Below are 11922 nucleotides of genomic sequence, written 5' to 3' on the forward strand. Positions count from 1 at the left end.
TGCACACAAGTTGGGCCCATCGATCGCGCAGCATCCTCCCCCCGCCCGAACCGCCCCCACCAGAGGGCCGGGAGAGGGTTGGCGGACTGTTCGCCCCGCCGTCACCGAGCGACGCCCGCCTGAACGGCGGGTCGGCGAACGGCGGCGGGGCGGTGGCGCTCAGTCCTTCACCGTGATCCCCAGGGCGTGGGCGAACTGGGGCGCGAGTTCGAGGAGTTGGGGGGAGCTGATGACAGCGCCCCGCAGCCCCTGATGGCCGTCGGGCAGGCCCAGCCGGACGGCGCCGCGCAGATCCACCCTGGTCAGCTTGGCGCCGCGCAGGCGGACCTCCTCCAGGGTGGAGCCCGGGAAGGACACGTCGGTCAGCTTGGCGTCGCCGAAGTCGACGTCGCGCAGCAGGCAGTCCTCGAAGACGACGTCGCGCAGGACGGCGGCACGCAGGTTGACCGCCTCCAGCTTGCAGCCGCGCAGGACCGTGCGGCGCAGCGCCGAGCCGTGGGCGGCCACTCCGGCCAGCACGCCGCCGGTGACGGCGCTGTCCTGCCACTCGGTGTCGCTGAGGTCGCAGCCCACCCAGCGGCCCGCCTGGGCCCACACCTCGTTGAAGCGGGCCTGGCGGAGCTTGACCCCGCTCAGCGCCACGCCGGTGAACGCGCACTCCAGGAAGGTGGCGCCGGCGGCGGACTGGTCGGTGTACTCGCCGCCGTCGAAGTGGACGGTGTCGTAGCGCTCGTCGCTGCGCAGCGGGCCGGTGTGCGGGCGCAGCAGGTGGGCGTACGGCAGGTCGGCCAGGCGGTCGGGGACGGAGAGCGGCATGGCGGTGGCACCTCGGGGTCGGCGGGACTGGTCCTCGCCCGCATGCTCGCACGTGCCACCGACAGGGCCCGGCCGCTCGGGGGGAGCGGCCGGGCCCTCAGTGGTCCGCGCGGCGGCGAGGGGTCAGCCGCGGAGCCAGAGGGAGTTCACCCGGCTGCGCTCGGTGCTGTTCGGGTACGGGTTGGTGCAGGACGTGCCCGGGCCGCCGCCGGACATCAGCTCGCTGCACGGGCCCGAGTAGTGGTCCGGCAGGCCGAGCACGTGCCCGGTCTCGTGCGCGGTGACCCGGGTGGAGTTGTACTGACGGTTCTGGGCGTAGTCCAGGAAGATGTAGCCCTGACCGTGCCCGTTGGTGCTGGCGTAGGAGCCGCGCGAGTCGTTGCCCTCGTAGTAGCGGAAGTCGGCGTTGGTGCCGGAGCGCAGCTGGACGTTGGTGACCGAGCCGTTCCAGATCTGGGCGCTCTGGGATATCTGGGTGCGGAAGGTCGGCGCGCTGCTGGCGTCGTAGGTGACCACCACGGCCTTCAGGTACGGCGTGGCCGCCTGCTTCGCCAGCGCGGACTTCATCACGGCCTCGTAGAACGCCTGGTTGTTCGCGTCCTCGGCGGCCGAACCGGCGTAGCCGGTGGTGGCCGTGTAGCCCTGGACCGCCGGGGCGGGCGCGGCGGCGGCCGTGGTGGGCAGGGCCGCCAGGCCGGCGGCGAGCACCAGGCCGACGGCGGCGGAGAGCGTGCGGGAGATGCGGTTCATGTGGGGGCTCCTGTTCGCGGGTGCCGGGGCCGCTGGGGGTGGGCCACGGCGAACGGGTGAACGGGTGAACTGATGAACGGTGGAACGGTGGGGCGGTGGGGCGGCTCATCGGGGGCCGGGGCCGGCCGGGACGTCGGCGTCCGGGACCGGGTCGGCGGGCGGCCGTGGTCAGCGCGTGGCGGCGGCCAGGCCGTAGCGCCAGAGGGAGTTGACCCGGCTGCGCTCGGTGCTGTTCGGGTACGGGTTGGTGCAGGAGGGGCCGGGGCCGCCGCCGGACATCAGCTCGCTGCACGGGCCCGAGTAGTGGTCCGGCAGGCCGAGCACGTGCCCGGTCTCGTGCGCGGTGACCCGGGTGGAGTTGTACTGCTCGTTCTGGGTGTAGTCGAGGAAGATGTAGCCGGAGCCGTGGCCGTCCGTGCTGGCGTACGAGCCGTTGCTCGGGTCGTCGCCCTCGTAGTAGGAGAAGTCGGCGTTGGTGCCGGCCTGGAGGCGGACGTTGCTGACCGAGCCGTTCCAGATCTGGGCGCTCTGGGCTATCTCGGAGGCGAAGGACGGCGCGTTGCTCGCGTCGTAGGTGACCACCACGGCCTTCAGGTACGGCGTGGCCGCCCGCTTCGCCAGCGCGGACTTCATCACGGCCTCGTAGAACGCCTGGTTGTCGGCCTTCCCGGTGCCCGGGTGCGCCGAGGCGGAGGCGGTGTAGTGCTGGGCCGCGCCGGTGGCGGGCGCCGCGTTCGCGGTGCCGGGCAGGGCGGCGAGGCCGGCGGCGAGCACCAGGCCGACGGCAGCGGAGAGCGTCCGCGGAATGCGGTTCATGTGGGGGCTCCGATTCGCGGGTGCGCCGCGACCGGTGGGGGCCGGCCGCGGGCATCGGATGAATGCTTGCGTCCCCAGAGCTTGGGTCAGCGCGGCGGCACGGCGGATGATGTCAACCGGCGATAGCACCGGGCAATCACCCCCCGGGCCGGGAGTCCTTCCGACTGATGACATGTCATGTCCCTGGCGTCACACCGAATTGACCGTTATGCTCCCGACGTGGAGCTCGACGTGAGACACCTCCGGGTGCTGTGCGCGATTGCCGACAGCGGCAGCCTCCGCAAGGCTGCGCTGCAGCTCGGCATGACCCAGCCCTCCCTCACCACGCAGCTGCACCGCATCGAACGGGCCGTCGGCGGCACGCTGTTCACCCGCGAGCAGACCGGCAGCAGGCCCACCGCGCTCGGCCACTCGGTGCTGTCCCGGGCCCGACCGGTGATCGCCGAGATGGCCGCACTGGTCTCCGCCGCCCGCCAGGAGGCCCGCGAGGCCGCCAGCAGCGAGCGCACCCGGCGGCTGCGGATCGGCAGCGTCGGCAGCCGGGCGGTGGCGGCCTGGCTGCGCCGGGTGCACGACCGGCTGCCGGAGACGGACACCACCATCCACATCGACATCTCCGCCAACGCCCTGCTGCGGATGGTCGCCGCCGACCAACTGGACGTCGCCTTCGTGCACGAGAGCGAGGGCTTCCCGCTGAAGGTCCCGCCGGACGCCGAACACCGCGTCCTGATGGCCCGCGAGCCGCAGTTCATCGCGCTCGCCGCGGGCCACCCGGCCGCCGCCCGCCCGGTGGTCCACCTGGCCGATCTCGCCGAGGACACCTGGATGGTGGACCCGACGGCCGACCACGAGTACGCCGCGATGCGCCGGGTGTTCACCGAGGCCGGTCTCAACCCCCGCGTGGTGCAGGTGCGCGACAACGCGACCGCCGCCGAACTGGTCGCCTCCGGTGAGGCCGTCCGCCCCTGCCAGCCGACCTCCGCCCCCGGGCCCGGCACGGTCGTCCGGCCGGTGCACGGCGATCCGCTGGCCGTCCGACTGCTGCTCGCCTGGCGACCGCGCGCGATCGGCCCGCCGGCCCTGGACGCGCTCTACGGGGAGCTGCGGGCCGCCTACCTGGACCTGGCGCGGGTCAGTCCGACCTACCTCGCCTGGCTGTCCCGGCACGACCAGGCACTCCAGCACCTGGTCGGCCACGCCCCGGCCGCCCCCGCGCCGCCGCCCCCGCGCGAGCCGGCGGGGGCCCCGTGGCCGGTGCCTCAGACCTCGCTCGGGTCGGCGTCCGCGCCCTCGCGGGCGTGCAGCGCGACGCCCACCGCCACCGTGGCCGCGGTCACCAACCCGGCCACCAGGACACCGGAGCCGCCCGCCGCCGTGCACGCCAGCACCGCCACCGAGGCGATCGGCAGCAGCGCCTGCGCCGCCCCGGTCTTGGTGTGCCGCGAGTGCAGCAGCCAGACGGTGAACAGGTAGATCGCGGTGGGCACGGTCACCGTCGCGGTGGCGACCGTCTCCGAGACGTGCGCCTTGTGCACCGCCGACTCCACCGCGACCTCTAGCCCCGAGCCGATCGCCGCCGCCGAGCCGAACACCAGGTAGTGGCCGTAGCCCCACGCGAAGGCCTGCCGGTTGGAGCGCAGGTGGTCGTGGACCGGCCGGGCGAAGTAGATCCACCAGGCCGAGAAGCAGATCAGCAGACCGCCGCCGGCCACCGGCAGCAGCCGGCTCAGCCCCTCGTGCTCGTCCACCGCCGACTGCACCGCCACGGTCGCCGCCGCCACCGTCTCGCCGAGCACGATCAGGGTGAACAGGCCGTACCGCTCCGCGATGTGGTGCGGGTGCCAGTTGGTCCGGATCCGCAGCTCGGCGATCACCGGCACGGACAGCTCGGCCAGGATACCGAGCGGGATCACGTACGGCCGGACGTCGTGCGGCAGCAGCAGCACCACCACCCAGGCGACCTGGCACAGGGAGATGCCGACCGCGTAGCGCAGCGCCACCCCGCGGGCCGGGCCCTCCTCGCTGACCGCCGCACGCAGCCACTGGGTGACCATCGCCAGCCGCATCACCACGTACCCGACGACGGACAGCACCAGGTCCTGGTCGGCGAACATCCGGGGCACACCGGCGGCGAGGATCAGCACACCGGCGATCTGGACCAGGGTGGTCACCCGGTAGGGGACGTCGTCGCAGTCGTACGCGGAGGCGAACCAGGTGAAGTTCATCCAGGCCCACCAGATCGCGAAGAACGCGAAGACGTACCCGGTCAGACCGTCGCCGTAGTGCCCCGCGGCCAGGTCGTGGGCGAGCTCCCGGCCCGCCTGGCCGACCGCGACCACGAAGCAGAGGTCGAAGAACAGCTCCAGCGGGGTGGCGACCCGGTGCGGCTCGTCCCGGCTGCGCGGGACCATCCGGCGCACCGGACGCGGATCGACGTGGTGCGGGCGGGGTGCTGCGGCGGATTCGCTGGTCATGAGCGGGTCTCCGGGCTCCGGGGCGGGCGGGCTGCGCTGTACCGCCGCATCCTGGCAGCGGCCCGGGTCCGACGCACGCACCGGCGCGGCCGGAGCCGCGCACCGCGTCCGGCGTCGCGGCCGCGTGTCGGTTTCGTCCGATTTGCCTTGCCGTCAGCGAGAGTTGACGTCCCGGTGCGCGAACCGGGTGACAGCGCGACGGGTTTGCGGCGCGCCCGCGCCGGACGACCCGACCGCCCGGATCGCCCCGCTAGATTCTTCCCCGGTTGGAGGCGCGTGGGTCCGGACGGACCCCACGACACGGGCGGCCTGCGGGCATCGCGGAAGGTCAAGGCCGGTGGCAGGACAGCGGGGGCGGCAGAGCCGTTCCTCCCGCGTCCGCGCCACCGACCTCGTGATCACCGCGCTGCTCGCCAGCGCCTGCCGTGCCGTCGACGCCCGCCGCACCGCCGGCGCCACCACCGCCGCGGTGGCGGCTACTTCTCCCAGCCCACCGTCGCGTAGTCGACGCCCGCCAGGCCGAACGCGCCGTAGTTCGCCAGCCCCTTGCGGCTCGCGACCACGGTCGGCCGCTGGTACAGCTCGACGGTGTGGCCGAGCTCCCAGATCCTGGCGTCCGCCTGGTTGTAGAGCTTCGCGGCCTCCGCCGGGTCGATCGTGCCAGCCGCCTTCTTGAGCAGTGCGTCGATCTCGGGCGTGCCGAGCTTGGAGTAGTTGCCGAAGACGTTGTCACCCTGCGGCAGCCGGAAGTTGCTGAGGCTGCTGGAGAGCGGGAACGAGTCGGTGTTGCGCCAGCTGGCGACGTCGAACTTGCCCGTGTTGACGTACTTGGTGAAGAAGTCGTTGCTCGGGACCTTGTCGAGTTCGACCTTGACCCCGGCCGCCAGCCACATCGACTGGGCGGCGGCCGCGAGGTCGAGCTGGGCCTGCGGGGTGGCGTCGTTGAGCACCCAGCGCAGGGTCAGCGGCTGGCCGTCCTTGGTCCGCGGCTGACCGCTGCCGGCCTCCTTCCAGCCCGCCTCGTCCAGCGCCTTCTTGGCGGCGGCCAGGTCGAACTTGGCCCACTCGCCCGAGTTGTCCTGGTAGCCGGTCTGGTTGGGCATGAAGATGTGGTTGCCGAGCGGCTTGAACTCCACCGGCACACCGTTGTTGGCGATCTTGATCAGCGAGGAGCGGTCCAGCGCCTTGCCGAGCGCCTGACGCACCTTCTGGTCCGCCAGCGGACCGCCGCCGCCGAACGAGATGTGCACCTCGTCCCACGGGCTGGCCGTCCGGATCACCGTGTCCTTGGCGTCCTTGAGCTGCCCGTACGCGGTGGCGGTGCCGGCCGCGGCGAAGTCGATCTCGTTGTTCAGGAAGGCCTGGGTGGTCGCCGACTGGGACATCACCCGGAAGGTGATCTTCTCCAGCTTGGGCTTCGCGCCCCACCAGGCCGGGTCCGGAACCAGTGTGATGGTCTGCGCGGTCTTGTCCGCCGTGCCGATCTTCAGCGCGCCGGCGGTGATCGGGATCTTCTCGACCCAGCCCTTGTTGAAGTCGTCCGCGGTGCCGATCCCGGCCGCCGGGATCAGCGGGCGGAACAGGTTCTGCCAGTCCGCGTACGGCTCCGAGAAGGTCACCTTGACCTCGCTCGCGTCCGCGCCCTGCTCGACACCGGAGATCAGCTCGTAGCCGGAGGAGTCGGCGATGTTGTAGCCGTCCTTCTTGCCGTTGGTGGCTTCCCAGTCGGCCTTGAAGTCCAGGTAACCGAGCGGCTTGCCGTCCGACCACTTGGCCTTCGGGTTGAGCTTGTAGGTGACCACCTGCGGGGAGGTCGAGGTGACCTTGGCCTCCAGCAGGTAGTCGGTGACCGGCTTGAAGGTGCCGGTCTCGTCCGTGGTGAAGAGCTCGGGCTCCAGGGCGCGCATGATCTCGACCGCGTCCCCGTAGCGGCCGTCCACCTGGAACGGGTTCCACTGGGTGATCCACTGGTAGAGCGGGAACCGGACCTCCCCGCCGTCGCGCAGCTGGTCCGGCGACTTGGCGTTGATGTCGATCGCGCCCTGTCTCGGCGGTTCGCTCTTGGCCACGTTGTCGGCCGAGCCGCTGCCGCCCGAACTGCACGCGGTGGCCGCGAGCGTGACGGCGAGCGCGAGCGCGGCGACCCGGCCGAGACGGCGTACGGGCGTGCTGGAAGCGTCCATGAGGGTTCCCCCCGGTGAAATCCGACAGGTTGGTGAGGGTTGAGCGTCGCGAGGTGTGGCGAAGCTTGAGCGTGGGCAGCCAAGTCGGTGCCGGCCGACCGAACGTAACAGCCGATCAGTACGAGTACCAGGGGGCGGAGTTCACACCTGATCCAAACGAAACGGGCGGCAACACTGCCGCAACACCCCGGCCGCGCGCCGGTGCAACACTCTTGACCTGCACATTCCCCCACCGGCCCGACCAGGGCCACCGACCGAAGGCCACCCACCGATGCCCACCCGACGCGTCGGCCCCGCCCCCACCCCGGGCGGCCGTTGATGCTCCGCTACCTGGCGAAGCGGCTCAGCTACTACGCGGTGCTGCTGATCGCCGCCGTGTTCCTGGCGTACGCGCTGTCCGCCGCCGCCCTCCAGCCGCGTGCCTACTTCGAGGCCAAGGTGCCGCGCCCGACCGCCGCCTCGGTCGAACGCCAGCTCACCGACCTCAACCTGAACGACCACACCCCCGTCGTCGAGCGGTTCGGCCGCTGGGCCGGCGACCTGCTCCACGGGGACCTCGGTCGCACCATCCACGACACCCCGGTGCTGGACGACTTCCGCCGGCGGATCTGGGTCTCCCTGCGCCTCCTGCTGATCGGCAGCCTGCTCGGGATGGCCCTCGGCGTCGCCGCCGGTGCCTGGAGCGCGGTGCGCCAGTACCGAATATCCGACCGGCTGCTCACCGTCTTCTCCTTCGTCCTGCTCTCCACCCCGGTCTTCCTGGTCGCGCTCTTCCTCAAGAACGGCGCCATCGCCGCCAAGGACATCGCCGGCCACGAGGTGATCCCGTTCACCGGCTACGAGACGCCCGGGCTGACCGGCGGGATCGGCACCCACCTCGGCGACTGGGCACTGCACCTGCTGCTCCCCACCCTCTCGCTGGCGCTCGGCGGCCTCGCCACCTACAGCCGCTACCAGCGCGGCACCATGCTCGACGTGCTCGGCTCCGACTACCTGCGCACCGCCGAGGCCAAGGGCCTCACCCGCGGCCGCGCCCTGGTCAAGCACGGGCTGCGGACGGCGGTGATCCCGATGTCGACGATGTTCGCCTACAGCTTCCTGGGCATCTTCACCGGCGCCGCCTTCACCGAGACCATCTTCGGCTGGCACGGGATGGGCGAGTGGTTCATCCAGTCCATCAACGAACAGGACGTCAACTCGGTCGTCGCCGTCAACCTGTTCGCCGCCGTGGTGGTGCTCGCCTCCGGCTTCCTCGCCGACACCCTGCACGCCGCCCTCGACCCGCGTGTGCGGTCCTGACCGGAGGAGAGCCGCTGCCATGACCGCCGTCGCCACGGAACCCGCCGAGCCCGCGGAACCCTCCGGGTCCGCGAACTCCGCCACCGCCCCCGCCGTGCCCGCCCCGCCCGCCGCCGTGCCCGCGGCATCCGGCGCGACCGCCGTTTCCGCCGCGTCCGCCGTCCCGGTGGGCCCGGACGCGCTCGACGTCCCCGCCGTCGCGGCCGCGCCGGGCGTCGCCGCGGTGGCGGTCCGCGCGCCCGAGGTGGCCGGCCGCGGCCGGCTCGTCCTCACCCGACTGCTCGCCGCCCGCTGGGCGGTGGCCGGTACCGTCGTCGTCCTGCTGCTGTTCGCGCTCGCCTTCGGCGGCCAGTACCTCACCCCCTGGGACTACGCCACCCCCGACTACACCGCCCTGCGCCAACCCCCCTCCGGCACCCACTGGTTCGGCACCAACGGGGTCGGCCAGGACGTCTTCGCGCAGACCGTCCGCGGCCTGCAGAAATCGCTGGTGATCGGCCTGCTGGTGGCGCTCTTCTCGACCGTGCTGGCCTCCCTGGTCGGCGCCTGCGCCGGGTACTTCGGCGGCTGGACCGACCGGGTGCTGATGTTCCTGGTCGACCTGATGCTGGTCTTCCCCAGCTTCCTGATCATCACCATCATCTCGCCCCGGCTGAAGGGCACCGGCTGGCTCGCCTTCGTCCTGCTGCTCGCCCTCTTCAACTGGATGATCACCGCCCGGGTGGTCCGCTCGATGACCATCTCGCTGCGCGAACGCGAGTTCGTCCGCGCCGCGCAGTTCATGGGCGTCCGGCCGCTGCGGATCATCACCCGGCACATCCTGCCGAACGTCGCCTCCTTCCTCATCATCGACGCCACCATCGCCGTCGGCGGCGCCGTGATGAGCGAGACCGCGCTCTCCTACTTCGGCTTCGGCGTGAAGGCCCCCGACGTCTCGCTCGGCACCCTGCTCGCCGCCGGAACCAGCGACGCCCCGGTCTTCCCCTGGCTGTTCTACTTCGCCGCCGGGCTGCTGGTGCTCTTCGTCCTGGCCGTCAACCTGATCGGGGACGGGCTGCGCGACGCCCTCGACCCGACCACCGAGGTAGCCCGTACCCCTCGTAGGACTCGTAGGAAGCGCGGAAGAAAGTGACCACCACCGTCGAAACCCCGCTGCTGGCCGTCCGCGACCTGCGGGTCGAGTTCGCCGGACCACGCGGCGCCACCGTCCCCGCCGTCCGGGGCGTCGACCTCAGCCTGCGGCGCGGCGAGACCCTGGGCATCGTCGGCGAGTCCGGCTCCGGCAAGTCCGTCACCGCGCTGGCCGTGCTCGGGCTGCTGCCGGGCAGCGCCCGGGTCCGCGGCTCGGTCACGCTGGACGGCAAGGAGCTGGTCGGCCTGCCCGGCCGCGAGCTCGCCGCCATCCGCGGCCGCCGGGTCGCCATGGTCTTCCAGGACCCGCTCTCCGCCTTCACCCCCGTCTACCGGATCGGCGACCAGATCGTCGAGGCACTGCGCATCCACCAGCGCCTCGACAAGCCGGCCGCCCGCAGGCGGGCCGCCGAACTGCTCGACCTGGTCGGCATCCCCGCCCCCGAACGCGCGCTGGACAGCTTCCCGCACGAGTTCTCCGGCGGCATGCGCCAGCGCGCGATGATCGCCATGGCCATCGCCAACGACCCCGACATCCTGCTCGCCGACGAGCCCACCACCGCCCTGGACGTCACCATCCAGGCCCAGGTGCTCGACGTCCTGCGCACCGCCCAGCGGGAGACCGGCGCCGCGCTGGTCCTGGTCAGCCACGACCTCGGGGTGATCGCCGGAATGGCCGACCGGGTCGCCGTGATGTACGCGGGCCGGGTGGTCGAGACGGCCGGTGTGGACGAACTGTTCGCCGCGCCCCGCCACCCCTACACGCTGGGGCTGATCGGTGCGGTGCCGAGGCTGGACGGCCGGGGCGGGCCGCTCGTGCCGATCCCCGGCGCGCCCGCGCCGATGGCCGAACTGCCGGCCGGGTGCCCGTTCGCCGCGCGCTGCCCGCTGGTCGAGGAGCGGTGCCGGACGGCGGAGCCGGGGCTCGACGGACTCGACGGGCTCGACGGGCTCGACGTGCTCGGGACGTCCCGGGTGGGCGAAGGCGCGGGCGCGGACGTGGGCGCCGTGGACCGGCATCTGGCGGCGTGCGTACGGGCCGACGAGCTGGCCGAGCGCCGACCCGCGCCCTCCGACGTGTACCCCGTACCGCCGGTGCCCCCGGCGCCGACCGCCGTGCCCGCACCGCGCGAGGAGCGCCCCTCGGTACTCTCCGTCAACGGGCTCACCAAGACGTTCCCGCTACTCAAGGGCACCGTCTTCAAACGCCGGATCGGCGAGGTCTACGCGGTGGACGGGGTCGACCTGGACATCCGGCAGGGCGAGACGCTCGGCCTGGTCGGCGAGTCCGGCTCCGGCAAGTCCACGACCCTGTTCGAACTGCTGCGGCTCGCCAGGCCGGAATCCGGCCGGATCGAGCTGCTCGGGCAGGACACCGCCGGGCTCTCCCGGTCGGACGCCCACCGGATGCGCTCCCAGCTGCAGATCGTCTTCCAGGACCCGATGGCCAGCCTCGACCCCCGGATGCCGATCGGTGACATCGTCGCCGAACCCCTGCGGGCCCAGCGCACCGACCGCGCGGAGATCGCCCACCGGGTGCCCGAACTGCTGCGCCAGGTCGGCCTCGACCCCGCGCACGCCGTCCGCTACCCGCACCAGTTCTCCGGCGGACAGCGCCAGCGGATCTCGATCGCCCGTGCGCTGGCCGTCCGCCCGAAGCTGCTGGTACTGGACGAACCGGTCTCCGCGCTGGACGTCTCCATCCAGGCCGGCGTGCTCAACCTGCTCCAGTCGCTCAAGGCCGAGCTGGGTCTCTCCTATCTCTTCGTCTCGCACGACCTGTCGGTGATCCGGCACCTCGCCGACCGGGTCAGCGTGATGTACCTCGGGCGGACCGTCGAACAGGGCGAGGTCTCCGCCGTCTTCGACCGCCCCCGGCACCCCTACACCCGCGCCCTGCTCTCCGCCGTCCCGCTTCCGGACCCGGCGGCCGAGCGGGCCCGCAGCCGCATCCTGCTGGCCGGCGACCCGCCCTCCCCGACCGCGCGGCGCACCGGCTGCCCGTTCCGCACCCGCTGCCCCGTCTACGCCGGGCTCGACGCCGGGGCGCGCACCCGCTGCGAGACCGAGGCCCCGCCGCTGACCGGTCCGACGCCCGGCCCGGACCACCAGGCGGCCTGCCACTTCCCGGAGTAGGTGGAGCGGGACTCCGTCGGCGGCACCGGCGACGGAGTCGGACCATCGGGTCGGCGGGGTTTCGGACCTGGGGGCGTCGGCGGTCGGCTGTCGGCGGTCACCGAGAGTGGCCGGATCGTGCCGATTCGGCAGATCGGCCCGACTCCGTGTAATGTCTTCCGGGTCAGCAGGCGCCGCTAGCTCAGTTGGTTAGAGCAGCTGACTCTTAATCAGCGGGTCCGGGGTTCGAGTCCCTGGCGGCGCACATGGCAAGGTCTCAGGCCGTCCACTCCGGTGGGCGGCCTGAGGCGTTTCCGGGGGCCGGGCGGCGCGATCAC

Annotated in this window: 8 protein-coding genes, 1 tRNA gene and 1 pseudogene; 5 read left to right on the plus strand and 5 right to left on the minus strand. The window is 72.5% G+C overall.

From position 1 onward, the window contains the following. Positions 1-159: 159 nt before the first annotated feature. The 3 genes from ACFVYI_RS03425 to snpA (ACFVYI_RS03435) form a co-directional block, all read right to left on the minus strand. On the minus strand, positions 160-816 hold the full coding sequence (locus tag ACFVYI_RS03425; RefSeq protein ID WP_387881107.1) for a pentapeptide repeat-containing protein: 657 nt from the start codon (positions 814-816) through the stop codon (positions 160-162). Between the two features lie 123 nt (positions 817-939). Further along, positions 940-1566 (minus strand): snapalysin, encoded by a 627-nt coding sequence (gene snpA, locus ACFVYI_RS03430; protein ID WP_387881110.1) that lies wholly within the window; start codon positions 1564-1566, stop codon positions 940-942. Positions 1567-1734: 168 nt separating this feature from the next. Continuing rightward, positions 1735-2382 (minus strand): snapalysin, encoded by a 648-nt coding sequence (snpA, locus tag ACFVYI_RS03435; protein ID WP_387881112.1) that lies wholly within the window; start codon positions 2380-2382, stop codon positions 1735-1737. Between the two features lie 177 nt (positions 2383-2559). On the opposite strand from snpA (ACFVYI_RS03435), the pseudogene ACFVYI_RS03440 reads away from it, so the two are divergent. Then, positions 2560-3597: pseudogene (locus ACFVYI_RS03440) on the plus strand (LysR family transcriptional regulator); the annotation flags it as partial. A gap of 44 nt (positions 3598-3641) precedes the next feature. Here ACFVYI_RS03440 and ACFVYI_RS03445 read toward each other — a convergent pair. Together ACFVYI_RS03445 and ACFVYI_RS03450 are read right to left on the minus strand one after the other, a co-directional pair. Continuing rightward, entirely contained in the window at positions 3642-4856 is a 1215-nt protein-coding gene (locus ACFVYI_RS03445) for a low temperature requirement protein A (protein WP_387881115.1), read from the minus strand. Positions 4857-5332: 476 nt separating this feature from the next. Then, entirely contained in the window at positions 5333-7039 is a 1707-nt protein-coding gene (locus ACFVYI_RS03450; protein ID WP_387881117.1) for an ABC transporter family substrate-binding protein, read from the minus strand. Between the two features lie 318 nt (positions 7040-7357). Here ACFVYI_RS03450 and ACFVYI_RS03455 point away from each other — a divergent pair, with 318 nt between their 5' ends. From ACFVYI_RS03455 to ACFVYI_RS03470, 4 genes are all read left to right on the plus strand, one after another. After that, positions 7358-8338, plus strand: a complete 981-nt coding sequence (locus tag ACFVYI_RS03455) for an ABC transporter permease (RefSeq protein WP_387881119.1) — start codon at positions 7358-7360, stop codon at positions 8336-8338. A 19-nt stretch (positions 8339-8357) separates the two neighbouring features. Beyond that, complete coding sequence (locus tag ACFVYI_RS03460; RefSeq protein WP_387881121.1) at positions 8358-9470, plus strand: ABC transporter permease; 1113 nt, start codon at positions 8358-8360, stop codon at positions 9468-9470. Further along, positions 9467-11605: a dipeptide ABC transporter ATP-binding protein gene (locus ACFVYI_RS03465; RefSeq protein ID WP_387881123.1), complete on the plus strand. Its 2139-nt coding sequence runs from the start codon at positions 9467-9469 to the stop codon at positions 11603-11605. Before ACFVYI_RS03460 ends, ACFVYI_RS03465 begins: the two co-directional genes overlap by 4 nt. Positions 11606-11775: 170 nt before the next feature. Further along, positions 11776-11849, plus strand: a tRNA-Lys gene (locus ACFVYI_RS03470). Positions 11850-11922 lie beyond the last annotated feature (73 nt).

The organism is Kitasatospora sp. NPDC058218 (assembly GCF_042882445.1).
GTDB lineage: Bacteria > Actinomycetota > Actinomycetes > Streptomycetales > Streptomycetaceae > Kitasatospora.

Excerpts from the sequence above, each read along its gene's own strand:
- ACFVYI_RS03450 (WP_387881117.1), bottom strand. The coding sequence starts at position 7,039 with ATGGACGCTTCCAGCACGCCCGTACGCCGTCTCGGCCGGGTCGCCGCG.
- ACFVYI_RS03445 (WP_387881115.1), bottom strand. The coding sequence starts at position 4,856 with ATGACCAGCGAATCCGCCGCAGCACCCCGCCCGCACCACGTCGATCCG.
- snpA (WP_387881112.1), bottom strand. The coding sequence starts at position 2,382 with ATGAACCGCATTCCGCGGACGCTCTCCGCTGCCGTCGGCCTGGTGCTC.
- ACFVYI_RS03460 (WP_387881121.1), top strand. The coding sequence starts at position 8,358 with ATGACCGCCGTCGCCACGGAACCCGCCGAGCCCGCGGAACCCTCCGGG.
- snpA (WP_387881110.1), bottom strand. The coding sequence starts at position 1,566 with ATGAACCGCATCTCCCGCACGCTCTCCGCCGCCGTCGGCCTGGTGCTC.
- ACFVYI_RS03455 (WP_387881119.1), top strand. The coding sequence starts at position 7,358 with ATGCTCCGCTACCTGGCGAAGCGGCTCAGCTACTACGCGGTGCTGCTG.
- ACFVYI_RS03425 (WP_387881107.1), bottom strand. The coding sequence starts at position 816 with ATGCCGCTCTCCGTCCCCGACCGCCTGGCCGACCTGCCGTACGCCCAC.